At 72.5% G+C, this 25,626-nt stretch carries 16 protein-coding genes; 11 read left to right on the top strand and 5 right to left on the bottom strand.

Annotated elements, in window-relative coordinates; genetic code table 11:
• The first annotated feature begins 126 nt into the window (after positions 1–126).
• The 5 genes from ACN6LD_RS24675 (at position 127) to ACN6LD_RS24655 (ending at position 7,396) form a co-directional block, all read left to right on the top strand.
• The gene (locus ACN6LD_RS24675; protein WP_445044295.1) at positions 127–2,148 is read left to right on the top strand and encodes a glycoside hydrolase family 127 protein; all 2,022 of its coding nucleotides are present in this window, start codon (positions 127–129) and stop codon (positions 2,146–2,148) included.
• Positions 2,149–2,229: 81 nt separating this feature from the next.
• The gene (locus ACN6LD_RS24670; RefSeq protein WP_445044294.1) at positions 2,230–3,483 is read left to right on the top strand and encodes a sugar ABC transporter substrate-binding protein; all 1,254 of its coding nucleotides are present in this window, start codon (positions 2,230–2,232) and stop codon (positions 3,481–3,483) included.
• A 145-nt stretch (positions 3,484–3,628) separates the two neighbouring features.
• Positions 3,629–4,612, top strand: coding sequence for a carbohydrate ABC transporter permease (locus tag ACN6LD_RS24665; protein ID WP_319198167.1), 984 nt, complete (start codon positions 3,629–3,631; stop codon positions 4,610–4,612).
• The gene (locus ACN6LD_RS24660) at positions 4,609–5,442 is read left to right on the top strand and encodes a carbohydrate ABC transporter permease (RefSeq protein WP_445044293.1); all 834 of its coding nucleotides are present in this window, start codon (positions 4,609–4,611) and stop codon (positions 5,440–5,442) included. The genes ACN6LD_RS24665 and ACN6LD_RS24660 overlap by 4 nt, the downstream gene beginning before the upstream one ends.
• A 184-nt stretch (positions 5,443–5,626) precedes the next feature.
• Complete coding sequence (locus tag ACN6LD_RS24655) at positions 5,627–7,396, top strand: RICIN domain-containing protein (protein WP_319193870.1); 1,770 nt, start codon at positions 5,627–5,629, stop codon at positions 7,394–7,396.
• 82 nt (positions 7,397–7,478) lie between these two features.
• On the opposite strand, the gene ACN6LD_RS24650 is transcribed toward ACN6LD_RS24655, so the two are convergent.
• Positions 7,479–8,789 carry an MFS transporter gene (locus tag ACN6LD_RS24650; protein WP_415924941.1) on the bottom strand — a complete coding sequence of 437 codons (1,311 nt, stop codon included), beginning with the start codon at positions 8,787–8,789 and terminating at the stop codon, positions 7,479–7,481.
• Between the two features lie 304 nt (positions 8,790–9,093).
• Between ACN6LD_RS24650 and ACN6LD_RS24645 the strand changes: the two genes are divergently transcribed.
• The 3 genes from ACN6LD_RS24645 to ACN6LD_RS24635 all read left to right on the top strand — a co-directional run bounded on the left by ACN6LD_RS24645 (position 9,094) and on the right by ACN6LD_RS24635 (position 13,163).
• Positions 9,094–11,097, top strand: coding sequence for an SMI1/KNR4 family protein (locus tag ACN6LD_RS24645; protein WP_445044292.1), 2,004 nt, complete (start codon positions 9,094–9,096; stop codon positions 11,095–11,097).
• A 319-nt stretch (positions 11,098–11,416) separates the two neighbouring features.
• Positions 11,417–12,112 carry a type 1 glutamine amidotransferase domain-containing protein gene (locus ACN6LD_RS24640; protein WP_319193866.1) on the top strand — a complete coding sequence of 232 codons (696 nt, stop codon included), beginning with the start codon at positions 11,417–11,419 and terminating at the stop codon, positions 12,110–12,112.
• A gap of 307 nt (positions 12,113–12,419) precedes the next feature.
• On the top strand, positions 12,420–13,163 hold the full coding sequence (locus ACN6LD_RS24635; RefSeq protein WP_319193865.1) for a FadR/GntR family transcriptional regulator: 744 nt from the start codon (positions 12,420–12,422) through the stop codon (positions 13,161–13,163).
• Between the two features lie 131 nt (positions 13,164–13,294).
• On the opposite strand, the gene ACN6LD_RS24630 is transcribed toward ACN6LD_RS24635, so the two are convergent.
• On the bottom strand, positions 13,295–14,458 hold the full coding sequence (locus ACN6LD_RS24630; RefSeq protein ID WP_445044291.1) for a hypothetical protein: 1,164 nt from the start codon (positions 14,456–14,458) through the stop codon (positions 13,295–13,297).
• Positions 14,459–14,770: 312 nt separating this feature from the next.
• Between ACN6LD_RS24630 and ACN6LD_RS24625 the strand changes: the two genes are divergently transcribed.
• A complete protein-coding gene (locus tag ACN6LD_RS24625; protein WP_319193861.1) occupies positions 14,771–15,874 on the top strand; it encodes an FUSC family protein in 1,104 nt (367 codons plus the stop codon).
• An 81-nt stretch (positions 15,875–15,955) separates the two neighbouring features.
• Here ACN6LD_RS24625 and ACN6LD_RS24620 read toward each other — a convergent pair whose 3' ends face one another.
• On the bottom strand, positions 15,956–18,418 hold the full coding sequence (locus ACN6LD_RS24620; RefSeq protein ID WP_319193860.1) for a SpoIIE family protein phosphatase: 2,463 nt from the start codon (positions 18,416–18,418) through the stop codon (positions 15,956–15,958).
• A 266-nt stretch (positions 18,419–18,684) separates the two neighbouring features.
• Between ACN6LD_RS24620 and ACN6LD_RS24615 the strand changes: the two genes are divergently transcribed.
• Positions 18,685–20,748 (top strand): SpoIIE family protein phosphatase, encoded by a 2,064-nt coding sequence (locus ACN6LD_RS24615; RefSeq protein WP_445044290.1) that lies wholly within the window; start codon positions 18,685–18,687, stop codon positions 20,746–20,748.
• A 39-nt stretch (positions 20,749–20,787) separates the two neighbouring features.
• Here ACN6LD_RS24615 and ACN6LD_RS24610 read toward each other — a convergent pair whose 3' ends face one another.
• Positions 20,788–21,432 carry a TetR/AcrR family transcriptional regulator gene (locus ACN6LD_RS24610; protein WP_319193857.1) on the bottom strand — a complete coding sequence of 215 codons (645 nt, stop codon included), beginning with the start codon at positions 21,430–21,432 and terminating at the stop codon, positions 20,788–20,790.
• A 106-nt stretch (positions 21,433–21,538) separates the two neighbouring features.
• On the bottom strand, positions 21,539–23,593 hold the full coding sequence (locus tag ACN6LD_RS24605; RefSeq protein WP_319193856.1) for a galactose-binding domain-containing protein: 2,055 nt from the start codon (positions 23,591–23,593) through the stop codon (positions 21,539–21,541).
• A 355-nt stretch (positions 23,594–23,948) separates the two neighbouring features.
• On the opposite strand from ACN6LD_RS24605, the gene ACN6LD_RS24600 reads away from it, so the two are divergent.
• On the top strand, positions 23,949–24,890 hold the full coding sequence (locus ACN6LD_RS24600) for a TIGR01777 family oxidoreductase (RefSeq protein WP_445044289.1): 942 nt from the start codon (positions 23,949–23,951) through the stop codon (positions 24,888–24,890).
• The last annotated feature ends 736 nt before the right edge of the window (positions 24,891–25,626 follow it).

Genomic DNA, 25,626 nt, shown 5'->3' with positions numbered 1-25,626 from the left:
GACAGAAAAACGTTTGCTCAAACGGGACCGAGAGGCGGGCGCCGCCTGTCCGCGACCCGAGGCGCAGCGGCCTCCGCACGCGTCGGATCCTCGGTCCCGCCTCCCCCTCCAACGCTCCGGAGAGCCATGCCCCGCCCTCGTTCCGCCGCGCCTTCCTCCCTGCCGTCGGCCCTGCCCGAACGGGGAGACACTCCCCTGGGCCCGGTCCGTCACAGTCCGGACGCCGAGGCCGCGTTCGCCCCCGCCGCCGTCGAGGTGCACGGGGGATTCTGGGACGCCCGCCGCGAGGTGAACGCGCGCATCTCCATCCCCCAGGGCCCCGGCCTGCTGGAGTCGGCGGGAAATCTGCGCAACCTGCGGCTCGCGGCGGGCACGGACGAGGGAGAGTTCCAGGGCGCGTACCCGTTCGTGGACTCGGACGTGTACAAGTGGCTGGAGGCTGCTGCCTGGCAGCTCGCCCGGACCCCGGACGGCGACCTCGCCGACGAGGTCGCCCGCATCGTCGCCCTCGTCGCCGGCGCGCAGCAGGACGACGGGTACCTCAACACCTGGTTCCAGCTGCTCAAGGGCGGCGAACGCTACCGGGACCTGCGATGGGGACACGAGCTCTACTGCGCAGGGCACCTGATCCAGGCGGCGGTGGCCCACCACCGGGCCACCGGGAGCACGGAACTCCTCGACGTGGCCGTGAAGTTCGCCGATCACATCGACTCGGTCTTCGGCCTGCCCGGCAGCGGCAAGCCCATCGACGGCGTCGACGGGCACCCCGAGGTCGAGACCGCCCTCGTCGAGCTCTACCGGGAGACCGGCGAACGCCGCTACCTGGACCTCGCCGGCTACTTCGTCGACCGCTTCGGCCACGGCCTGCTGGGCGGCGAGGTGTACTGCCAGGACCGTGTCCCGCTGCGCGAGGCGACGAACGTCGAGGGGCACGCCGTACGGCAGTTGTACCTGCTCGCCGCCGCGACCGACCTGGCCGCCGAGACCGGCGACGCCGGACTGCGCACCGCCGCCGAGCGGCTGTGGGAGGCGATGACCGGCACCAAGACCCACATCACGGGCGGGCTCGGCGCCCACCACGACGAGGAGGACTTCGGCGACCCGTACGAACTGCCCAACGAGCGCGCCTACTGCGAGACCTGCGCCGCCATCGCCTCCGTCCAGTGGAGTTGGCGGATGGCCCTGCTCACCGGCGAGGCCCGCTACTCCGACCTCGTCGAGCGCACCCTCTACAACGGCTTCCTGGCCGGCGTCTCCCTCGACGGCGAGCGCTGGCTGTACGTCAACCCGCTCCAGGTCCGGGACGGCCACACCGACGCCGGCGGCGACCAGTCGGCCCGCCGCACCCGCTGGTTCCGCTGCGCCTGCTGCCCGCCCAACGTGATGCGGCTGCTGGCCGGACTGGAGCACTACCTCGCCTCCAGCGACGACGGCGGACTGCAGATCCACCAGTACGTCACCGGGCGTTACACCGGCCACCTCGACGGGAGCGCGATCGTCGTGAACGCCGAGACCGACTACCCCTGGCAGGGCACGATCGGTCTGAGCGTCGAGGAGACCCCGCAGGACCGGCCCTGGACTCTCTCGCTGCGCGTTCCGCAGTGGTGCCGGGACTACCGGGTCCGCGTCGGGGACAGCCTGCACGACACGGCGGGTGCGCCCGTCACCGACGGCTGGCTTCGACTGGAGCGCATCTGGGCGCCCGGCGACCGGATCGTCCTCGACCTCGGCATCGAGCCGCGCCTGACCGCCGCGGACCCGCGGGTGGACGCCGTACGCGGCTGTGTCGCCATCGAGCGCGGGCCGCTCGTCTACTGCCTGGAAGGGGTCGACCACCCCGGCGGCGGTCTGGACGACATGGTGCTCGACACCACCCGTCCGCTCGCCGTGAAGCACCGGCCCGACCTGCTCGGCGGCGTCGTCACCGTCCTGGCCGCCGGTCGCCGCCGGCGTCTCGCCGACGTCGGCTGGTGGCCGTACCGGGCCGCGGACGCCGAGGCCGGCGCCGGCGCACAGCCGTCCGACGAGCCCCTCGAGCTGACCGCGATCCCCTACTACGCGTGGGCCAACCGTCAGGACGGCGGCATGCGCGTCTGGCTGCCCACCTCCTGCCCCCGCCGCACCCCGCGTCCTTCCCGGACCTCCTGACTCCCTGACTCCCTGCCTCCCCTGCCTTCCTCTGCTCCTCCCCTCGCTCACCACGAGCCGCACCCAGACAACGAGGTCACCGTGAGAAACACCCGCACCCTGGTCGCCGCGATCGCCGCCATCGGCACGCTCACCTCCGTCGCCGCCTGCGGGGGCGGCGACTCCGACTCCTCCGCCTCCGGGTCCGGCGGCGCCGGCGGGACGTACGCCTTCTGGGACCCGTACCCGCAGTTCGACGCCTCCTCGGACTGGAGCAAGCTCGTCGGCAAGTGCGGCACCGACGCCGGCGTCAAGATCAAGCGCACCGCCATGGACACCACGGACCTGGGCAACAAGGCGCTGCTCGCCGCCCAGCAGGGCAACGCGCCCGACGTGATGCTGGTGGACAACCCCGTCGTCTCCACGCTGGTGGAGGCGGGCATCGTCAACAAGACGAGCGATCTGGGCCTGGACACGACGTCGATACAGCAGAACATCCTCGGCGCGGGCACCATCGACGGCGCCTCCTACGGCGTCCCGATCGGCGCCAACACGCTCGCCCTCTACTACAACAAGAAGGTCCTCTCCGCCGCGGGCGTCGACCCTGCCGCCATCAAGGACTGGACCTCGCTGACGGCGGCCCTGAAGAAGGTCAAGTCGGCCGGGAAGAAGGGCATCACGTTCTCCGCGATCGGCACGGAGGAGGGCAGCTTCCAGTTCCTGCCGTGGTTCTGGGGAGCCGGCGCCGACCTCACCGCGCTCGACTCGGCGAAGGGCGTCGCCGCGCTGTCGCTGTGGAAGGGCTGGGTCGACGACGGGCTCGCCCCCAAGGACGTCCTGCAGAACACCCAGACCACCAGTTGGCAGGAGTTCGCCACCGGCGACTACGCGTTCGGCGAGAACGGCACCTGGCAGCTCGGCAACGCGGCGAAGGCGGGCTTCGAGTACGGCATCATCAACGTCCCCGCGCAGAGCGGGGGTTCGGCCGCGGTGCCGACCGGCGGCGAGTTCGTCACCGTGCCCGTGCAGAAGGACACCGCCCGCTACGACGTCAGCAAGAAGATCGTCACCTGCCTGACCAGCGGCGCCAACCTGCTGTCCACGGACACGACCCTGGCGTACGTGGCACCCACCGCGGCGGTGCAGGCCGAACAGGTCAAGGCCGACCCCGCGCTCAAGCCGTGGGTCGACGCCGTGGCCGCGGCACGCGGTCGCACCAGCGGCGGCCTGGGCACCAAGTACCCGACCATCTCCCAGCCCCTGTGGACCGCCGTCCAGGCCGCGCTGTCCGGTGGCCAGAGCCCGCAGGCCGCCCTCGCCGCCGCCCAGAAGGCCGCCGGCAAGGCAGGCGGCTGACCTCCCGCCGCGCAGTGGCCTCCGCCCCGCTCACGGCACGCCCGGAGCCCTCCCCGAAGACCGCACGACAGCACTCCACCGCCCGGACACCGTCACCGGCCCGGGCAGTCCCCCGCATTCCTGCCACCCGCATCCAGGAGTTCGCATGACCACCGCCCGCGTCGACCGCCGACCGCAGCGGTCCCCGGTCAGGTCCGGGGCGACCGACGCCGGACAACGGACGGACTCCCCGGCACGGCGGCGCCGGCAGCGCCGCAGGAGCCGGTGGACCGCCCTGGCGTTCCTCGCACCCCTGGCCGTCTATCTCGCCGCGTTCTACCTCTATCCCCTCTACCGCAACCTCGACCTGAGTCTGCGCGACTACACCGTCCGGTCGTTCGTCGCGGGCGACGCGCCGTTCTCGGGACCGGACAACTTCCGGACCGTCCTGGACGATCCCACGTTCGGTCCGGCGCTGCGCCACACCATGATCTTCACGTTCGTGTCGATCGCCTTCCAGTACGCGGCCGGGCTCGCCCTCGCCGTCTTCTTCAACCGCCGCTTCCGCCTCGCCGGCACCCTCAGAGCACTGTTCCTGATCCCGTGGCTGCTGCCGCTGATCGTGTCGGCGTCCACCTGGTCGTGGATGTTCAACAGCGAGTCGGGGGTGCTCAACTACGCCCTGAAGATGGTCGGCGTCGGGCCGGTCGACTGGCTGACCTCGCCCGACTGGGCGCTGACCTCGGTCATCGTCGCCAACATCTGGATCGGCATCCCGTTCAACCTCGTCATCCTCTACAGCGGACTGCAGAACATCCCCGCCGAACTGTACGAGGCGGCGTCACTGGACGGGGCGAACGCCTGGCAGCAGTTCCGGCGCATCACCTTCCCGCTGCTGCGCCCGGTGTCGGCGATCACCCTGCTCCTCGGACTCGTCTACACCCTCAAGGTGTTCGACCTGATCTGGATCATGACCAAGGGCGGCCCCGGCGACGCCTCGTCGACCCTCGCCACCTGGTCCTACCAGCTCGGATTCGGCACGCTGCTGCCCAAGTTCGGCCCCGGGGCCGCCGTCGGCAACATCCTCATCCTCATCGCCCTCGCCTTCGGGCTGCTGTACATCCGCGTCCAAAGGAGGCAGCAAGCATGACCGCCGCCCACCGCCCCGCCCGGCGCTCGCGTCTGCACACCGCCATCGGCCTGCTGCTCACCGCCGTCATGCTGTTCCCGGTGTACTGGATGCTCAACGTGTCCCTCACCCCACAGCAGGACATGCGCAAGAGCCCGCCCGACCTCCTCCCCCTGCACCCCACCTTCGAGGGCTACCGGGCCGTCCTCGACGACCAGCTGCCCTACCTCGGCACCAGCCTGCTGATCGGCCTCGGCACGGTCGCCCTCACCCTCCTGCTCGCCGCCCCGGCCGGCTACGCGCTGGCCAAGCTCCGCCCGCCCGGCGGCGGCGCCCTCGGCCTGTTCCTGCTGATCGCCCAGATGATCCCCGGCATCGTCATGGCCATGGGCTTCTACGGCATCCTCCTCGACCTCGGTCTGCTCAACTCCTGGTGGGGACTGATCATCGCCGACTCCACGATCGCCGTGCCGTTCGGCGTCATGATCTTCACCGCGTTCATGTCGGGCATCCCCGGCGAACTGATCGCCGCCTCCCGCATCGACGGCGCCGGCGCCTTCCGCACCTTCTGGTCGATCGTCCTGCCGGTCAGCCGCAACGCACTCGTCACCGTCTCCCTCTTCAGCTTCCTGTGGGCCTGGTCGGACTTCGTCTTCGCCAACACCCTGGACGGCGGCGGCGACCGGCGCCCCATCACGCTCGGCATCTACCACTACATCGGCAACAACAACCAGGAGTGGAACGCGATCATGGCCACCGCCGTCGTCGCGTCCCTGCCCGCGGCCGTGCTGCTCGTCCTCGCCCAGCGCTATGTGGCCGCAGGCGTCACCGCGGGCGCGGTCAAGGACTGACCTCCCGATGCACGCGGTCCCCGTTCCGCAGACCGGGCGGGGGCGCGATCCGCCCTGCCCCGCCACACGCCGCCCCGCCCCACCCCGCACCGCCCCGCACGCACGCCGCGTCACCCGAAGTGCCCGCACGAACCCTGCAGTCGCCGTGCCCGCAGTGCCCACCCCCTCCTCAGGAGAGCCGCTGATGTCATACCTGAGCCCCCGTCACCGCAGCGGAGTCCCGCTGGGACGCGCCACCGCCGCCGCCCTGGCCACGACGCTGGTCACCGGCGCCGTCGTCCTCACCGGCGCCTCCGCGCAGGCCAGCCCCACCTCCGCCACCACCCTGGTCGTCAACGCGAACCAGACCCTGCGTCCGGTCACCCACGTCGGCACGGGCAGCCTCTACGGGCTGGCCGACAACGCGACTCCCTCGGACAGTCTCACCGACGCGCTGAAGCCGAACACGTTCGTGCAGATGGCCCCGGGCGGCTCCCAGCTGCCCAACGGCGAGCCCAGGCCCGCCGGTGACGCCCTGGTCGTAGCGCCCAAGGCCGCCCGCGCCGGGGCGAAGGTCGTCGCCCGCATGCCGGACTGGTACCCGGACTTCCCTTACAAATGGGTCAGCATGAGCGACTGGCTGTCCGCCGTGGACAAGCAGATCGCCGCCGTAAAGGCGTCCAGCGCCACCAACATCTCCGCCTGGGCCATCTGGAACGAGCCCGACGGGAACTGGGACACCGCCAAGGCCGGTCCCTTCGACGCCGCCTGGAACACGACGTACAAGGAGATCCGCTCCAAGGACACCACCACGCCGATCCAGGGGCCGAGCCTCGCGTCGTACACCCACGCCAAGATGCAGACGTTCCTCCAGGACGCCATCGCCGACAACGCCGTCCCCGACGTCATCGCCTGGCACGAACTGCAGACCAGCTCGACCATCGCCTCGCACATCGCCGACTACCGCGCGCTGGAGTCCAGCCTCGGCCTGAGCCCCCGGCCGATCGACATCGAGGAATACGGCACCCCGTCCGAGATGGGCAACTCCGGCGCACTCGTCGGGTACGCCGCCAAGTTCGAGCGCGGCGGCGTCCGCAACGCCGAACTCGCCTTCTGGAACCACTACGGCACGCTCGGCGACACCCTGACCGACACCGGCGGTTCGCCCAACGGCTCCTACTGGACCTACAAGTGGTACGGCGACATGTCCGGGAACATGCTCACCACCACCCCGCCCGCCCAGACCGGCATCGACGGACTCGCCTCCCTCAACACCGCCGGCAACCAGATCAGCGTCATAGCGGGCGGCTGCACCGGCTCCTGCGCGGTCACCGTCAACGGCCTCTCTTCCCTGTCGGCCTTCGGCGGCACGGTCCACGTCAAGGTCGAGTACTCCCCCCACACCGGCCGCACCGCCGCATCCCCCGGCCCGATCACCATCTCCGACAACGACTACGCCGTCGCCGGCGGCGCCCTCACCGTGCCCGTCACCATGAACGCCTCCGACGGCTACCACATCGTCGTCACGCCCACCGGCGCCAGCACCTCCCTCGCCGGCCGCTACCAGATCACCAACCAGAACAGCGGACTCGCCCTCGACACCCTCAACGCCGGCACCGCCCAGGGCACCTCCGTCGTCCAGGCCACCTCCACCACCGGCACCGACCAGAACTGGACCCTCACCGCAGCCGGCCAGGGCCTCTACAAGATCGCCAACCAGAAGAGCGGCCTGCTGCTCGGCATCACCAACGCCGGCACAGGCGACGGAGGCACCGCCCTCATCTGGGGCGACAACGGCACCCCGGACCACCTCTGGCAGCTCATCCCCGCCCGCGACGGTTACTACAAGATCGCCAACTACAACAGCGGACGCCTCCTCGGCGTCAACGGCATGAGCACAGCCTCCGGCGCCCAGATCCTGCAATGGGCCGACAACGGCACCGCCGACCACCTCTGGAAACTCACCGCACGCTGACCCCCGCCCGCCCACGGTCCCCCGCCCGCCGCCCGGCAGGCGGGGGACCGTTCGTCGTCACGCTTGCCTCCTGGTCCGGGCATCAGTCCGGAAGCACCCGTCCCAGGCGGGCGAGCGGCGAGGCAGCCATCACCGCGGGGGACGCCAGCATGCCCGCGGCCGTCACCAGGAGGCTGGTGCGCAACCCCCACTCCTCGGCGAGACATCCGCCGAGCAGCGAGCCGAGGAGGGCCGGCCCCATGCCGACGAACGTGATCGTCGCGGCTGCGCGGCCTTGCATCCCGTCCGGCGTGACGGCCTGACGGACCGTCATGAGCGTGACGTTCACCAGCTGTCCGCCCACACCGAACACGAAGTCGACGGCAAGCAGCGCGGGAACAGTCGCAGCGGACGGGCCGTGCAGCGCGGGCACGCACAGGAACACCCCGTCGGCCGTCACCGCCGCGGACAGCAGCACCACGCCGTGACCGAACCGGCGCGGCAGACGGGCGGCCAGCACCGACCCGAGGAGCGCACCGGGCCCCGTCGCCGCGAGCGTCAGCCCGACGGCGGCGCCGGACAGGTGCAGTTCGCGCGGCAGGAAGAGCAGATAGACGGTCGTCAGGGCCGCCAGCGAGAACTGGAAGGCGGCCGAGGCGAGGCACACGGTGCGCAGAAGGGCGTCGCCGGCCACGAAGCGGAGTCCCTCCTGGACACGCCGCCAGACCCGAGGAGGACGTCCCGGGCTCTTCGGGAGCGCTTCGGCCCGCCGGATGCGTCGGACCGACAGGACCGACGAGGTGAAGCACAGCGCGCCGAAGGCGACGGCGATCGGCGCCGACAGCAGTGAGACCAACGCACCCGCGAGGGCAGGTCCGCCGATCTGCGCTGCGGACCGGCCGGCCTCGAGCGCGCTGTTCCCCCGGACCAGCTGATCGCGTTCCGCCAGCCGTACGAGCGACGCCTGACAGGCCACGTCGAAGATCACGGACAGGGCTCCGACGGCGAAGGCGACCATGAACAGCGCCGGCAGGCCGAGCAGTCCGAGGAAGCCCGACAGGGCTGCGACGCCCAGCGCCAGGGCCCGGCCGACGTCCGTCAGCACCATCACCGTGCGGGTACGCCACCCGTCCACCCACGCGCCGACGAGCAGCGACAGCAACAGGACAGGCGCCTGCCCCACGGCACGCAGGACGCCCAACTGACCGGCACCGGCGTCGAGCGTCAGGACGGCGAAGAGCGGCAGGACCACCAGGATTGTGTGCTCGCCGAGTCGGGAGGCCGTCTGACCCACCCAGAGTCTGCGGAAGTCGCCGTCCCGCCACGGGCCTGGCGGAACCCGTCGACGGGAACCGGACCCGGCGGAGTCCGCCGAGGAGGCAGATGATGCGGAGGATGCGGAGGATGACGGCACGAGGATCCCCTGGACTGCCGGCGACGAGGCCCGTCACCCGGCGCACACCATGCGCACCGACGTTACGGGCGGGAGAGGGCTCGCTGTGCCGCACCATCCGGGGCAGCACGCGATGACGGGCCGATCACGGCCTACGGCGTCAACGCGCGCTCGGACGACCGATCATGTCCAGGCTCCTCGTTCGCTGTTCACTGGCTGCACCCGACACTAATTCCGGGCGGCCCGGCGCGAAAGGCGATTTCAGGGGCGCCGGCCGCCCCCCGGGTGCGGGGCGCTGTCAGTGGCGGGTGACAGCATCGCGAGCATGACGGACACCACGGCATTCGACTGGCTGCCCTTCCTGCAGAGGTGGAGCGGGGAGTGGGCGGACTCCCTGCCGGACGGCGAGACGCGGGGCGAGGACGACGAGGCCGCGTGCCGTGCCAGGTGGTTGGGGTTCCCGCCCGCGTCGGAGGAGCGGATCGCGGCCATGGAGGAGCGTCTCGGCCGCCGCATGCCCCCGTCGTACCGGCGGTTCCTCGAGTTCAGTGACGGCTGGCGGCACGCGGGCGGGTTCGTGTGGCTGCTGGCGGGAACCGCGGACGCGCACTGGCACAACGACGGGTCGGGGCTCGCGGAGATGTTCGAGGAGGACCTGGACGACGACGCGAGCCCCGAGGAGCGGCGGGAGGCGGACCTCTGGCGGCGCGGGCTGCAGCTCGACGTGGAGTCCGACATCACGCATGTCCTCCTGGATCCCGAAGACGTCGACGAGGACGGCGAGTGGGCCGTGTACACGTGGGCGAGCTGGCGGGCCGAGCCGCCCGAGCGGCACGCGAACTTCGTCGCATTCATGCGGGAGATGCACCGGGAGTTCCACAGCCTGCAGGCGCACCGGAGTGACACGGAGCCGGTGTTCGCCAACGACACGACGCGGGAGCTGGACGCCGGGGTGGAGGAGGCCCGGCTGGAGGCGCTGCGCGGCGGCTGGGAACGGGCCGGAAAGCTGCTGGACGAGGCGAAGGCGTACGGCAGGCCGAGGGCCGCCGGGATGGGCGACCAGATACGCCGCCTGCTCGGACAGACCTACATGGTGTACTTCGACGGCCTGGTGACCGACCCTCGGTACGCTCCCGAGTTGTTGCCGTCGCTGGTCGCCGAACACGCGGCGAACGCGTACCGGGACGACTCCACGCTGACGTTCCATCTGCGGGGCGCCGACGAAGAGGTCGTGTCGCTGGCTTTCGAGACCCTGCGTCAGGTGCGCGCCGGTACGTACCGGTACACGGCGGCCGGGCCCTTCGGGGAGGCGGTCGAGCGGGCGCGGGAGCTGGCGCGGTGGGGCGACACCGACCGGGCGTGGCGGACCCTTCTGGAGGCCCTGCCCCGGTGGGAGCCGCTGGGGCCGGACCACCTGGCGCCGCTCGGTTGGGTGGCCGACCCCGTGCTCGGGCCGCTGCTGACCCCGGAGCGGGGCCGCGAACTGCTGTCCGCTCCACGGGGCGGGCAGACGGGTGAGGCGCCGACGCCGCAGACCGTGCTCGACCCCGGCGGCCTCGCGTGGCTCGCGGAGCCTGACCCGGGCGGCGGTCCCCCGTCCTACCGGTTCGTCCTGGTGGAGGGAGTGGGGCCAAAGGAGCTGCCATCACGTCTCGGGGACACGGACGATGACGGGGACGACGACGGGGCCGGAGGCGGGGGCGACCGCGTCGTGCTGAGCGAGCCCATGACCTTCCGGGAGGCGCGCCGCAGGTCGCTGGAGGGCCGCAGGGAGTTCTCGTCCTACGACGACCGGGCGCTCGTGGCGGTCGGCCGGGCCGGCGCCGGCTGGAGCTTCGCCTTCGACGGCGACCCCGCCTCGTTCGCCGGACGGCGGTTCGTCTCCCCGGCGGCGGCCGCCAGCGCGGGGACCCGCGCGGTGGTGGTGTGGTGCGGTCTGCGGACCCGGCACGGGGACCCGTTCTTCCACCTCTCGGTCGCGCGCGACGGCGTGGAGCAGTACGCCTTCACGTACGCGGACGGTGAGGTCCGGCGCAGCGGAGAGATACCGCGGGCGCTGCACCCGGACCGCTTCTTCGGCGACGTGGGCGACGCCGCCGGGACGGAACGGTCGCTGCTGGAAGCGGTGACCGCGGAGTTCGGCGCCTGCCTGCCGCGGCACGCGATCGTGAAAGGGCGGCTGCACACGTTCACCACCCGTTCCTGGACGCGCCCCCCGAAGGCCGGGGAGACGTATGCCGTGATCCGGCTGCACGCGGGAGCCGCGCCCCCGGCGGACGGCGAGCGGGTCACGGACGACGGGGCGGGAAGCGGGCAGGAAAGCAGGTAGGAACCGGGGGCCGTGCGCGCCTCGAGACCCAGCAGGACCTGCTGCGCACGCAGGCAGGCCGGCCGGGACCTCGCCCAGGCCGTCGCCGCAGAGCCCTGCGCAGGAGCGCTGTCCGCTCGGGACGTGTTCCCGTAGCACCTCGTACCGGTCGCCGACCGCCGAGGCACTTCCCCGGTACCGGGTGTGACCGGCGATCACCTCCTATCGTGGGTACCGACGAAGGGAACAGCGGCCCGACCCGGTGTCGCCGGCGAGGCCGCGCACGGGGGGCCGCACATGACCGCACGGCGGCCCCGATCCTCTGGACAGAAAGACACGGATGTCCCCCACGAAGCGCATTCTCATCATCGTCACCAGCACCGGCGAGTACGAGAAGGTCGGTTACCGCACCGGTCTCTGGCTGGGCGAGCTGACCCACTTCTACGACGTCGCCGAACAGGCGGGTTTCGAGCTCACCGTCGCGAGCATCGAGGGCGGCCCGGTGCCGCTCGACCCGGAGAGCCTCGCCCACAACGTCCTCAGCGACCTCGGTACCGACAAGCGGTACGCCGACCGCGCGTTCATGGACACGCTGCGGGATGTCGTCGCCGTGAGCGAGGTCGACGTCGACGACTATGACGCCATCTACCTGACCGGCGGTCACGGCGTGATGTTCGACTTCCACCAGAGTCAGGCCCTGGAGACGCTCATCGCGCGGTTCCACGAGTCCGGCCGGATCGTGTCGGCGGTCTGCCACGGACCGTGCGGTCTGCTCGACGTCACCCTGAGCGACGGCGAACCCCTGGTGAAGGGCAGGAACGTCACGGGCTTCTCGTGGCGGGAGGAGGAACTCGCCCAGCGAGCCGACGCCGTCCCCTACAGCCTCGAGGACCGGCTGAAGGAGCTCGGCGCGCAGTACAGCATCGCGGCGAAGCCCTTCGACACCCACGTCGTCGAGGACGACCGCCTGATCACCGGGCAGAACCCGGGCAGCGCCAGGGCGGTCGCCGAGGCGGTGGTCCGCCGGCTCGGCTGAGCGGCGGTCGGGCCAGGGGGGCCGCCCGGCACCGCGCAGGCCGGCTCCCCGCGCCGTCCGAGGCGCCCGTGCGCACCGCCGTCCCCGCGGCCGACGGTGCGAGCCCGCTCACGCCGGCCGGACCAGCCCCGCGTCATGGGCGAAGATGACAGCCGGCACGCCGAACCCGGACCAGGCCGTACGCAACGGCGGGCCGCTCGGCCGTCACGTCACGTCACGCCTTGGATGGCATCCGGGACGATCCGCGGAGCCAGGGTCCGACCGGACCCGGCGCACCCGGGCGGCGCATACAAGGAGAGGGGTCGCATTGTCCCTGACGGACAAGGCCATCGAGCAGATCCGTGAGCTGATCCGGACGGGCGCACTGCCCCCGGGCTCGAAGCTGCCTCCGGAAGCGGTGCTGGCGGCTCAGCTCGGGCTCTCCCGCAATCTGGCGCGCGAGGCGGTCAAGGCCCTGGCGGTCGCCCGCGTGCTGGAGGTGAAGCGGGGCGACGGCACATACGTGGGCAGTCTCCAGGCGAGTGTGCTGCTGGAGAGCGTCGGCGGCGCCGTGGAGCTGCTGCAGAGCGACTCGGCCGCGCTGCTGGACCTGATGGAGGTGCGGCGGCTGCTCGAACCCGTCGCCACCGCGCTGGCCGCCCTGCGCATCTCGGACGAGCAACTGGCCTTGGTAAAACAGCACTTGGACGCCATGCGGGAGGCACGGGAAGACGTGGAGCGGCTCAACGCGCACGACGCCGCGTTCCATCGCGCGGTCGTCGCGGCCACCGGAAACGAGTCCCTGCTGGCTCTGCTGGAAGGCGTCTCCGGACGTACTCTGCGCGCCCGCGTCTGGCGGGGTCTCGTCGACACCCGGGCCGCCGGCCGGACCCTCACCGAGCACGAGGCGATCTACGAGGCGCTGGCCTGCCGCGACGCCGCGCTCAGCCAAGCGGCGGCGCTGCTGCACGTGACCAGTACCGAACGCTGGCTGCGCCGGCACCTCGAGTCCGGTGACTCCCTCGCCCACCCTCCTCGGACGTCCGGCCGATCCGCCGCCGGCACACCGTGACGGGTGCTCTGCCGACGCCCGCGGAGCGTTCCCACCGGACGCTGCAGGCGCCCAGGGCCGCCGCGTGATCAGGGCCGCCGCGTGACCGCACGGCCTGGCGGGGTTCCTGGCTCCGGCGGCCGGCGCGAGGCCTACGGGCGGGCGGGTTCCGGTTCGGCGGCCGGCGCGTCCGCGGTCGGCCCACGTCCCCCGGCCGCCCGCAGGGTGACGGTGGCTGCGGCGCCCGCCGTCAGTCCCCAGACGAGGGCTGCGGGGACCCCGCCGCCGATGGCCGTGGACAGGTACATCAGATCCCATTTCAGGGTCGACCCGTCCAGCGCCACCCTCAGCAGCTGACTCGCCAGGAGTCCGAGCACGGTCACGCACACCGTGCCCACCGCCATCGCCGGGACCGTCACGCGCGTGAGCATTGCGGGCAGCCGCCGCAGCGCCGTCCACACCAGCGCGAGCAGCAGGACGTCCGTGGCCCGGTACAGGAGCCAGTCCCCGAACGACACTCCCGCCGGAGCGGACCAGGCGCCGAGAAGCAGCCACTGGCGCAGCAGGTCGCCCGGTTCGGAGAACAGCCCGCTGCCCGAGAAGGACGTCTGCAGCTCGGCGGCGACCGACTCGTACGACAGGACCACCAGGGACAGGGCGACGACCGCGGTCCCGACGGTGGCGGCCAGCCGGGCCGCGCGCACCGGAACGGCCTCGCGCGGCAGCGGATCCTGACCCTTGGCGATCACCCGCGCGGCGAACACCGTCGCCAGTGACGCGAGCAGCGCGGTCACCACCGGCATCTGCCGTCCGGAAGAGATGACGCCCGCCAGTTGCGGGAGGAAGCGGTAACTGCCGCGTCCCTGCGAGGCGATCAGCCAGGGCGCGGAGACGGTCACCGCCAGCATTCCGGCCACCACGCCCCAGCCCCACAGGGCGAGCAGCGTGGCCGGCAGCCGGCCGTCGACCGGCGGCAGCCTGCGGACCAGGAGCATCGCCCCCAGCACGAAGAAGACGAAGACCGCGGCGAACCGGATCTGCAACGCCGTTTCGTACAGCGAGAGATAGCGGGTGGCGTCGCCGCCGGCCGGATCCCCGATCTCGCCGAGCACGCCGGAGCCGAACCGGACCGACGTCGGAGGGTCGTACGACCAGGGGGTGAGCCACTGCTGGAGTTCGGCGACGACCCGGCCGCCGAGCGCGTCGGTGGTGCCCTGCAGGTGCAGCGCCTCGGTGCTCGCCCCGGCCCACCACAGCAGCGCCGTGAGCAGTACCCCGCCGATCAGTGCCGGTATCGCCGCACGCCGATGTGTCATGTGTGTCCCCCGTACTGGTCGAGCGCCCCGTGAGTGGACCGTGAGCGGAGTCCCCCGGTCGGCTGGAGACTACGCGGCACTGATCACATAACGATCACGGTCCGGCGTTGAGTGGTTGACGGGCGCCGGACGAGGGTGCGGAGAATCCGGGCGGTGCGCTGTGAGGTCGCGCACGATAGGTGCGTAGCGGGCCTGGTGTGGCACTTGAGTGCCATGGAGTGCACCCACGGGACGACGCGAACGACTCGGCCGCGATGGCCGGCATGGCCGGCCCGACTGGTGCGGGCGGTCCGGTTGAGCGGCGGGAACGTCGTGCGGACCGCTCGCCTGGCGTGGGCCGAGCCGGGCCGTGAACGGGATCTCGTGGCACAGGCCGGCAAGGCGGCGCTGGCCGCCTGGGTGGCCTGGGCGGTGGCGGGCTGGTGGCTCGCGGCCCCGATGGCGTTCGTGGCGCCGTGGGTGGCGGTCGTGCTGGTGGAGGCGACGGTGTACCGGTCGGTGGCGCACGGTCTGCAGCAGCTCGCGGCGATCGCGGCGGGCACCGTGGTCGCCACGGCGGTGGCGTTGCTGCTGGACGGCACGATGGTCACGATGGCCCTGGTCCTGCCGGCGGTGCTGCTCCTCGGGCAGTGGCACCGTCTGGGCAGTCAGGGCGTGTACGCGGCCACCGGCGCGCTCTTCGTGCTGACCAGCGGCCAGGTCACGATCGCTTCGTCGGCGGCCCGGGTCGCGGAGGCGGTCTTCGGGGCGGCGGTCGGCGTCGCGGTCAACGCGCTGGTCCGTCCGCCGCTCTATCTGCGCGACACCCGCTCCGCGCTGGAGGACGCGGTCCGCGAGGCGCAGGAGATCCTCGACGCGGTGGCCGACGGACTGGCCGACGGCGAAGGGGACGGCCGGGCGGCCGCCGAGTGGCATGCGCGCGCCCTGCGCCTGAACCGTCTGGTCGACCAGGCGCGGTCGGCGATCGGCCGCAGCAAGGAGGCCATGCGGGGCAACCCGCGCGGCCGACGTCTGTATGCCGCGGCGCAGCCCGACAAGACGTACGCCGACGCGCTGGTCGTGCTCGACTACATCGCCGTGCACACCGCCGGGGTGACCCGGACGGTGTGGGAGGCCGTGGACCAGGGCAGCAAGGCCGCGCAGCCGGACGCGGAGATCGCCCGTCCGTACGCGGACTTCCTGCACCGCACCGCCCACGCCGTCCGGCTCTACGGCAGCGCGCGCTTTACGCCGGCCGGCCATGACGACGCCGCCGCGGACGAGCTCCGCGAGGCCGTCGAGGAGCTGCACCGCACGCTCGACGCGTTCCGCCGACGGCTTCCGGGAGCCGTGCGGGACGACCCCGACGCGCTGTTGACGTACGGGGCGCTGCTGGCCCAGGCTCACCGGCTGGCCGATCAGCTCGTCCAGGACTGACCGGCGCATCGGCCCACGAGCCGCGCTCTCGCGCCGTGCGGGACCGCCGCGCGGGCCGCCTCCGTCGCGCCCGCCGTCCCGTCAGGGGATCTCCTGCTCCGCCCAGATGACCTTTCCGTCGGACGTGTACCGGGTGCCCCAGCGGTGGGCGAGCTGGGCCACCAGGAAGAGGCCGCGCCCGCCCTCGTCCGTGATCCGGGCGTGCTTGAGCCGTGGAGCCGTACTGCTGGCGTCGGTGACCTCACAGGTCAGGCGGGCGTCACGGAGGAGCCGCAGCCGGATCGGCGGGGTCGCGTAGCGCACGGCGTTCGTGACCAGCTCGCTCACGATCAGCTCGGACGTCATGGCCAGGTCCGTCAGACCCCAGGCCGCCACCTGGCGGGTGGCCCGGGCGCGGACCTCGGAGACGGCGGCCGGGTCGGCGGGCACGTCCCAGGAGACGACGTGCTCGGCTTCCAGGGCGTGGGTGCGCGCCAGCACCAGGGCCACGTCGTCGGACTGCGGCACCGGAACCAGCCGGCGGACCGCCGACGTGCAGAGCGCGTCCAGGTCGGCGTCGGGCCGGGCCAGCACCTCGCCGAGCCTGGACATGCCCAGTTCCATGTCGTGCTCGGCTCCCTGGACGAGCCCGTCGGTGTAGAGGCCGATCAGGCTGTTCTCGGCGAGGGTGATCTCGGCGGCCTCGAACGCCATCCCGCCGAGCCCCAGCGGAGGACCGGCCGGCGGCTCCGGGAAGGACACCCGGCCCTCGGGCGTGACGACGACGGGCGGCGGATGCCCGGCCCGGGCCATGGTGAGCCGCCGGGTGGCCGGGTCGTAGACGGCGTACAGACAGGTCGCGCCGAGGAAGGCGGTGGTGCCCGGCTGGGCCCCGGGGTCATCGGTGCGCTCCGTGCTCAGCCGGAGCACGAGGTCGTCGAGATGGGCGAGCAGCTCGTCCGGCGGCATCTCCATGTCGGCGAGGGTCTGCACGGCGGTCCGCAGCCGGCCCATGGCCGCCGCGGCGGCGATGCCGTGGCCCACCACGTCGCCGACCACCAGCCCCACCCGCGCCCCGGACAGCGGGATCACGTCGAACCAGTCGCCGCCCACGCCGTCCGTGGGGTCTGCCGGCTGATAGCAGGAGGCCACCTCGAGCGCCGTTCCGCCCGCCAGGGCGTGCGGCAGCAGACTGCGCTGCAGGGTGACGGCCGCCGTGTGCTCGCGTGTGTAGCGGCGGGCGTTGTCGACGCACAGCGCCGCCCGGGCCACCAGCTCCCGGGCCAGCAGGACGTCGTCGGGGCCGAAGGAGACGGGATTCAGCGACCGGACGAACGTGGCGAGACCGAGTGCGGTGTCGCGCGCCCGCATCGGCACGGAGATGAGGGAGTGCAGCCCGAATCTGCGGATCGCCGCCGTCCTCTCGGGCTGCTCGGCGCGCCACAGTTCGTCGGCGGGGTCCAGGACGGGAAGCAGGATCGGCTCGCCGTCGATGAGCAGCTTCGCGTCGTGCGGCGGGGGCAGGAAGTCCACCCGTTCGCCCACCCGGGCCACGGCCTCGGGGCAGCCCTCGCGCGCGGAGCTGAGCCCGGCCCGGCGCATCACCGGCCTGGCCGGGGCGGGCCCGGCGTCGGTGAGCCACGTGCCGTGTCCCTCGGTGCTGAGGACCGGCTCCAGCAGGTCGACGATGACGAAGTCCGCGAACCGCGGGACGGCGAAGTCGGCGAGCTCCTGGGCGGTGCGCATGACGTCGAGGGTCGTGCCGACGCTCGCCCAGGCCTCGTTGACCAGCGACAGCAGCCGGCGGGCGGCCCACCGCTCGGTGACGTCCTGCACCATGTAGCAGACCCCGGTGACCGAGTCGTCGGAACCGACCAACGGGAAGAAGGACGTGGAGTAGGCGCGCCGGCGGTGCGGATCGGCCCAGCTCCACCCGAGGTACTCGTAGTCGTTGACCGGGGTTCCGGACGTCAGGACCTCCCGCATGAGTCCCTCGATGGCGTCCGCCTGGAGGCCGGGCAGCAGCTCGCTCAGCCGTCGCCCGAGGCGCTGTTCGCGGGGTACCCCGCCGAGGCGTTCCAGGGTGTCGTTCAGCCACACGTACCGCAGTTCCAGGTCAAGCACGGCCATCCCGACCGGGGAACGGGTGAGGAACCCGTCGAGGACGGACTGCCCCACCGTCCACTGCCGGCTCTGCTCGCGTGCCGAGAGCAGAAAGCACTCGTCCCCGCCGATCCGGAAGGACGCGGAGACGCGCAGGGCGACGTCGACGGAGCGGCCGTCGTGGTGCCGGGCCGTGAGCTGGCCGCTCCATCCCCTGCCCGCGCGGCACCGTGCCGCGACCGCCGCCACCCGCGCCGGGTCCCGCGGCATCGCCACCAGCCGGCCGGCGAAACGGCCGACGACCTCGGACGCCGGGTGGCCGAGCAGTGCCTGCGCGCCTCGCGTCCAGGCGAGCACGACGCCGTCCGCGGTCACGATCGCCGCCGCGTCGGTGGACGCGTCGAGGAGATCGCGTGGTCCCGCAGGCGTCGGGGCCTCGGAGACTTCTCGCGCTGGGTCCATGGGTGCCGTCCTCTACAGGACCATGGTGCTGCCTGTCCGCCCGATGCGCACGGCGTCGCCGCGCCCCGGCGGCGCCGCACCGCACGCCGTCCTCGCCCCGGCGACAGCCGACCGCACCGCCCTCCGCGCCCAGCGAGAGCCGCGCGACCGGCGCTCCGCGGCGCGCACCGCGCGCCGGACCACCCGCACCGGGGGTGCGCGCCGGGACCCGGCTACCGGGCGCGCCGGATGAGGCGCAGCATGGAGGTGCGGGAGGAGGCTCCGCGATGACAGCCGAACCCATCCGGTCCGACGGGACCGCGTATGCCCGGGAGGCGCCGCCGACCGGTTTGCTGGATGTGCTGAGCGTCTGCGCGATGGTCGTCGACGCCCAGGGACGCATCGTGTTCTGGACGCCGCAGGCGGAGGAACTGTTCGGCTACACCGCGCAGGAGGCCCTCGGCAAGTACGCGGCGCGGCTGTTCATCCACCCCGAGCACCTGCATTCCGTGGTGAGACTGTTCACGGAGGTGCTGGAGACCGGCCGGAGCTGGGCCGGCGCCTTCCCCATCCGGCACAAGGACGGCAGCAGCCGTCTCATGGAGTTCCGCAACATGCGGCTCCAGGACGATCTCGGAAACGTCTACGCCCTCGGCATCGCCGCGGACCACGATCTGCTGCAGCGCGTCGAGACCGACCTGGCCCTGTGCGAGCGGCTGATCAACCAGTCCCCCATCGGGCTGGCGCTGCTCGACCCCGACCTGCGGTATCTCCTGGCCAACCCGGCGCTCGAGCGCATCGACGGCATCCCCGCCGAGGACCATGTGGGCCGGCGTCTGCGGGAGACCCTGCCGTTGCCCGACGTCGACACCATCGAGTCCGCGCTGCGCCAGGTGCTGACGACCGGCACGCCGCTGCTCGACCAGTACCACGTGGGCCGGCCGCGCACCGACCCCGATCACGAGCACGCCTGGTCGCTGTCGTTCTACCGGCTGGAGGACCCCGGCGGGCGGGTGCTGGGCGCGGCCGCCTCGGTCGTCGACGTCACCGAACGGCACCGGGTGGCCGCGGAGGCCGACCGGGCCCGCCGCCGTCTCGCCCTCATCGCCGAGGCCTCCACGCGGGTGGGCACCACTTTGGAGGTGGAGCAGACCGCCCGTGAGCTGGCCGAGGTGGCGGTGCCCCAGCTGGCCGACGTGGTCGCGGTGGACGTCCTGGACTCCGCGCTGGCCTGCCGGCGCGCCCGTCGGCCGGACGACGGTCCTGAGCTCTTCCGCGCCCTCGCCCTCAAGGCGGCGCACCCCACCGTGGCGCTGCGTGCCGCCGACCCGCCGGGCGACGTGGCCGCCTACCAGGGCGACCAGCTGGTCACCCTGTGCGTGCACACCGGCCGGCCGGTCCTGGTGAGCCACGTCGGCGACCAGGACCTGCCGCGCATCGCCCGGGACGCGGAGGCCGGCTCCCTGCTGGCCCGTGCCGGGGTGCACTCGTATCTCGCCGTACCGTTGATCGCCCACGGCGAGGTGCTCGGCGCCCTCGACCTCAAGCGCACCCGCAACCCGCTCCCGTTCGACGAGGACGACGTCCTCCTCGCCGTCGAGCTGGCCGGGCGGGCGGCCGTGGCCATCGACAACGCCCGCTGGTTCGAGAGCGTGCGCAACACCGCGCTCACGCTGCAGCGGAGCCTGCTGCCGGAGCATCCACCCCACCACTCCGGGCTCGATCTCGCCTCCCGTTACCAGCCCGCCCAGGCCACCAGCGAGGTCGGCGGCGACTGGTACGACGTCATCCCGCTGGCCGACGACAAGACCGCGCTGGTCGTCGGGGACGTCATGGGCAACGGCATCGACGCCGCCGCCACCATGGGCCGGCTGCGCACCGCGACCTGCGCCTATGCGGACCTCGACCTCGAACCGGGCGCCGTGCTCCAGCACCTGGACAAGATCACCTGCGATCTGGAGCACTACATCGTCACCTGCCTGTACGCCGTGTACGACCCCCGCACCGGGCAGTGCCGGATCGCCAACGCGGGGCACATGCCGCCCGCGCTGGCCGGGCCCGGCCGGCCGGCGACGCTGCTCGAACTGCCGCCCGGGGCCCCGCTCGGGGTCGGCGGCGTCCCCTTCGAGACCACCACGGCCACGCTGGGCTCCGGCGACCTTCTGGTCCTCTACACGGACGGCCTGGTCGAGACCCGGCAGCACCCGATCGACGACCGTCTGGCGGTCCTCGTCGGCTTTCTGGACGAGCCGCACCGGCCGCTCGAGGAGATCTGCGACCTCCTGCTGTACGGCCTGCGCCACCCCGACGACCACGACGACGTCGCGCTGCTGGTGGCACGGGCCCGGTAGCCGCCGAACGTGGTGCTCGGGCCCGCTGACGGTCCGGCGTCACGCCCGCTCGCCGGGCGACCGGAGCGGGGACGTGCCCGGTTGCCGGACGTCGGCCGTGACCAGCCCCGCGACGTGGGCCGTGACCGTGTCCAGGATGTCGGACCAGGCCGCTTCGTCGCCGAGCACGAGGTAGTTGAGGGTCAGTCCGTCGGTCATGGCGGCGAGATAGCGGGCCAGGACGGGGACGGGGACGCCGAGCCGCAGCCCCATGTTGCTGCACAGCTCCCCGATGAGCTCGGCGTACGCCTCGCCGTACAGCTCGTACTGACGGCGGGCCAGGTGCTCGAACCCCGGTTGCCGCAGGGCGTATTGAGTGAGTTCGTAGGTCAGCATGTGTGCGTCGGGGTGGGCCCGGACGTGGTCCCAGTACGCAGCGAACCCGGCCCGGACGGTCTCCTCGAGCGTGGTCCTGGGGCGGATCGCCTCCCGCACGACGCTCACCGACTGGGCGGTGAGCGTCGTGATGACGGACTCGACGAGGGCCTGCTTGGAGTCGAAGCAGTAGTGGAAGACGCTCAGGGAGACACCCGCCTCGGCGGCGATGGACCGGGTCGTCGTCCTGGGGACGCCGTCCCGGGCCATCGCTCTGATCGCGGCCTCCGTCAGCTGTCGTCGTCGCTCCGCCGACGGCATGCGCGCCATCCGTGTCCCCCGGGTGTCGTTCTTTCGCGGTCGTCTCCGCGGCCAGGGCGTGTTTCGCAAGTCCCGTCTGCCCTTCGGGCAGACGACGCTGCTTTCGAAACACCCCCTAGGCGCTGTGGACGCCCACCTCGTACAGGGAGTATCCCCAGTCCGTGCCCCGGCCCAGGCAGTGCACCCGGACGTAGCGGGCCGGGGCGCCGGCGAACTTCGCCGTGTCCAGGCCTCCGTCGCCGGACGTGGTCGACCAGGCGGTCGTCCAGTTCACGCCGTCGGTGGACAGTTCGACGCGGTACGACTTCCCGTACGCGCGCTCCCAGTCGAGGGTGACGCGGGAGACCCGGTTGGTCGCGCCGAGGTCGACCTGCCAGTACTGGTCGTCGCTCCAGTCGCTGGCCCAGCGGGTGCCGTCGTCGCCGTCGACGGCCCGGTCGGGCTGATAGCTGGTGAACGGGTTGGACTCGGACGAACCCGCGGTGGCGGCGCGGCCCCTGGCGAGGTCGACCGAGGCCTGGTGCTGCTCCGTCGATCCCCAGGTGCCGAGGTAGGACTCTGCGCCGCGGAAGAGGTCGTCCACCACGTCCTGGCCGCCGACGCGCCGGATGTCCTCGATCCAGTCGGGGATCATGCCGACGTGCGCGGCGCCGTCGGTGTTGAGGTCGAAGGTGCGCGAGCCGGTCGTCTGACGGTCGATGAGGGAGCCGCCGTCGACGCTCTTGAACGGATAGACGACCTTGTTCGCGGCGTCGGCGCCGCGGGGGGCCGGGTGGTCGCCGATGCCGTTGAAGTCGGTGCCGAAGCCGTATCCGACGTGGTACTGGTCGCGCAGCGCGTTCGTGCGCTTCGCCTCCGCGGCGAACCCTTCGGAGCCGTGCATGTACTGGGCCACGAAGCCGCCGAGGGAGTAGACGCGCTCGGTCCAGTTGAGGTCCATCCAGCTGTGCGAGGACAGCACGCCGGGGTAGTTCGCGGCCTCGAAGATGTCGAGCGCCTGGCCGGTCGCCTTGACGCTCATGTGGTCGACCTCGAGCATCATCTTGCGTTTCATCATGCCGCGCACGGCGTACTCGCCGAGTGCGGTGAGGCCTCGGGTGTTGCACTGCGCGTCGGCCTTGTACGACGGGACGTCGGTGCCCGCCGGGAGGTCCGCCTCCGCCTTCGAGGCGGCGGTGCCGATGGGGTTGTCGTGCTGCGGTCCGGTGCACTTCTCGGTCTGCCAGAAGGTGCCGGTCGACAGGAACTGCCCGACGTTGATGGCCGTACCCAGACCGCCCTCGTCGAAGCGGACGCCGCACAGCGCGTTGTCGAACTTGTGGCACAGGAACATGCTGCGCACGCCCAGCCCGTACAGCTCGTCGAGTCCCTTGTCGACGTCGGACTTGCTGCACTGCGCGATGTCGAGGATCTGCTTGCAGCCGAACGGCTCGGAGGTCTCGACGCCGAGGACGACGGCCAGCTTGCCCTGCTTGACGACCTCACGCGCCTGCGCGCTGTCGAGGACGATCCGGAACCAGCCCTTGCCGGGGCCGCCGTACATCTTGTCGATGTGGGCCTGGAGGTCGTACGTCAGCTTCGCCTGCAGCCGGATCGAGGTCATCTCGTCACAACTGCGGTCCTTGAACGGGTAGATGGAGCAGATCATGCCGTTGGTGACGAGGTCGTTGACCAGCACCCGCTGTCCGCCGCGCCAGGCCCGCTCGACCCAGGCGTAGTAGTTCGCCTGGTGGGTCATGGAGTCGTAGGCGGGCCAGTCCTTGAAGGTGGGCCAGCCGGTCGGGTCGTGCTTGCCGTCGCCGCCGTGGGTGATGTAGTCGAAGATCGCGAGAGTCCCGTCGGGGTAGTGCTCGGGACAGTCCTTCAGCGCGTCGGCGACGCCGGCCTCGGAGAACACCTTGCCGCAGATCAGCCGTCCGCCGAAGGCCTCGTTGGAGAACAGGTGGTTGTGCGCGTCGACGAACCCGCGGACCTCGCCCGCCGCGTTCGTGCCGGTGAACGGCTCACCCGTGACGCCGATCTGGGAGTCGGGGGCCGGCCGGGCCGTCGGCGTCCACCAGTCCGCGCCGGCCGCCGAGCTCGGCGTGGGCCCGAGGACGGCGGCGAGCACGAGAAGTAGGAGCGAGACGACGGTGGCGTCTCGGCGTCTGCGGTACGGGCGTCCGGTCATGGTCACAGCCCACGTCCCTCGGTCGGCGGGGATCGCGCGGTCGACGAGGGCTCTTTGGATGCCCTTGAGCTTGTCATGACCGGCGCAAGATAGTGGGTCGAGGATCGCGACTGACTCCGTTGCGAGTCAATAGTCCGGGACGCTTGACCTGATGAGCCGACACGGCGGGAACGGCGCAAACCCCCTGCATCCGCCCGCCTGTTGCGCAGGAGGTCAGGGTGCGGGCGGCACCACAGGCGCGTCCGGCCCGCACGGGCGAGGCGGATGCCGGCCGATCGGATCGCGACCGCGCCCAATGTTTTGAACATGTTCAAAACCAGGGTAGGGTCTTCTTCGAGAGAAGGGGGCCCTGCCCATGAAGATCGTGCTGCCCGGCGGGACCGGACAGGTGGGAACGGTCCTGCGCCGCGCGCTGACCGCGGCCGGACATCGGGTCGTGGTGCTGAGCAGACGGCCGGCGGGCCGGGACGAGATCGCCTGGGACGGCCGCACGCTCGGACCCTGGGCCGAGGAGATCGACGGCAGCGACGTCGTCGTCAACCTGGCCGGCCGCAGCGTCAGCTGCCGCTACACCCCCGCCAACCTCGAGGCGATGATGAGCTCCCGGGTGGAGTCGACGCGGATCGTGGGCGAGGCGATCAGCGCCTCGGCCCGGCCTCCGCGGCTCTGGCTGCAGATGAGCACCGCCACCGTCTACGCCCACCGCTTCGACGCCGCCAACGACGAGGCCACCGGTCCGATCGGCGGATCCGAACCGGATGTCCCGGACTACTGGGGCTACAGCGTCGACATCGCGACCGCCTGGGAGGGGGAGCAGGAGAAGGCCCGCACTCCGCACACCCGCAAGGTGGCCCTGCGGTCCGCGATGGTGATGAGCCCCGACCGGGGCGGGGTGTTCGACGTCCTGCTGCGGCTGGCCCGGCTCGGCCTCGGCGGCCCGGTCGCGGGCGGCGCGCAGTACGTGTCCTGGATCCACGACCGTGACTTCGTCCGCGCGGTCCAGTTCCTCGTCGCACGGGACGACCTCTCCGGTCCGGTGAACCTGGCGGCGCCCGCCCCGCTCCCCCAGCGCGCGTTCATGCGCGCCCTGCGCAGCGCGTGGGGCGTCCGGGTGGGTCTGCCGGCGACGCGGTGGATGGCCGAACTCGGCGCCTTCGCACTGCGGTCGGACACCGAACTGCTGCTCAAGAGCCGCCGCGTGGTCCCCGGCCGGCTGCTGGACGCGGGCTTCGCCTTCGACCACCCGCAGTGGCCGCAGGCCGCCGCCGACCTCGTGAGCCGGGTGCGAAACCGCTGACGGACGACGCCGGCGCTCACCGCGCCGGCGGGCTCCGCACAGCGGCACGGGGGCCGCGGGCTGCCGGGCGGAGGCCCGGGCCGGGAGCTGGGGGCTGGGCTGGGCTGGGCTGGGCTGGGCTGGGACAACGGCGGGTCGGGGACCAGCCGGTGGGGGGCTCAGCCGGGCGCGGGGGCTCGGTCAGGCGCGGGCCCGGGCGGATGCGGAGCCCGGCCGAGCGCGGGGACTCGGTCGGGTGCGGGGACCCGGGCGGGTGCGGAACCCGGGCGGGTGCGGAACCCGGGCGAGCGCGGGGACTGGGTCGGGTGCCGGGACCCGGTCAGGCGCGGGGGCTCGGTCAGGTGCGGAACCCGGCCGAGCGCGGGGACTCGGTCGGGTGCGGGCACCTGGTCAGGCGCGGGGACCCGGTCAGGTGCGGAACCCCGGGCGGGTGCGGGGACCCGGGCGGGTGCGGGGACCCGGTCAGGAGCGGAACCCGGGCGAGCGCGGGAACCCGGTCAGGAGCGGAACCCGGGCGAGCGCGGGGACTCGGTCAGGCGCGGGGACTCGGTCAGGTGCGGAACCCGGGCGGGTGCGGGGACTCGGTCGGGTGCGGGCACCTGGTCAGGAGCGGGGCGCGGTTGGGCGCGAGCCCGGACGGACGCGGGACCCGGCCGGTGGGGGCCTCAGGCGCCGGTGATCCGGTGGTGGCGGGGCCGGGGGGGGGGGGGGGGGGGGGGGGGGGGGGGGGGGGGGG

The sequence above is a fragment of the Streptomyces sp. SAS_272 genome, assembly GCF_052543235.1.
Note: the sequence above shows the minus strand (reverse complement) of the source record. Positions and strands in the feature narration are given on the sequence as shown.

Excerpts from the sequence above, each read along its gene's own strand:
- ACN6LD_RS24675 (WP_445044295.1), top strand. The coding sequence starts at position 127 with ATGCCCCGCCCTCGTTCCGCCGCGCCTTCCTCCCTGCCGTCGGCCCTG.
- ACN6LD_RS24665 (WP_319198167.1), top strand. The coding sequence starts at position 3,629 with ATGACCACCGCCCGCGTCGACCGCCGACCGCAGCGGTCCCCGGTCAGG.
- ACN6LD_RS24660 (WP_445044293.1), top strand. The coding sequence starts at position 4,609 with ATGACCGCCGCCCACCGCCCCGCCCGGCGCTCGCGTCTGCACACCGCC.
- ACN6LD_RS24655 (WP_319193870.1), top strand. The coding sequence starts at position 5,627 with ATGTCATACCTGAGCCCCCGTCACCGCAGCGGAGTCCCGCTGGGACGC.
- ACN6LD_RS24645 (WP_445044292.1), top strand. The coding sequence starts at position 9,094 with ATGACGGACACCACGGCATTCGACTGGCTGCCCTTCCTGCAGAGGTGG.
- ACN6LD_RS24640 (WP_319193866.1), top strand. The coding sequence starts at position 11,417 with ATGTCCCCCACGAAGCGCATTCTCATCATCGTCACCAGCACCGGCGAG.
- ACN6LD_RS24630 (WP_445044291.1), bottom strand. The coding sequence starts at position 14,458 with ATGACACATCGGCGTGCGGCGATACCGGCACTGATCGGCGGGGTACTG.
- ACN6LD_RS24620 (WP_319193860.1), bottom strand. The coding sequence starts at position 18,418 with ATGGACCCAGCGCGAGAAGTCTCCGAGGCCCCGACGCCTGCGGGACCA.
- ACN6LD_RS24615 (WP_445044290.1), top strand. The coding sequence starts at position 18,685 with ATGACAGCCGAACCCATCCGGTCCGACGGGACCGCGTATGCCCGGGAG.
- ACN6LD_RS24610 (WP_319193857.1), bottom strand. The coding sequence starts at position 21,432 with ATGGCGCGCATGCCGTCGGCGGAGCGACGACGACAGCTGACGGAGGCC.
- ACN6LD_RS24605 (WP_319193856.1), bottom strand. The coding sequence starts at position 23,593 with ATGACCGGACGCCCGTACCGCAGACGCCGAGACGCCACCGTCGTCTCG.
- ACN6LD_RS24600 (WP_445044289.1), top strand. The coding sequence starts at position 23,949 with ATGAAGATCGTGCTGCCCGGCGGGACCGGACAGGTGGGAACGGTCCTG.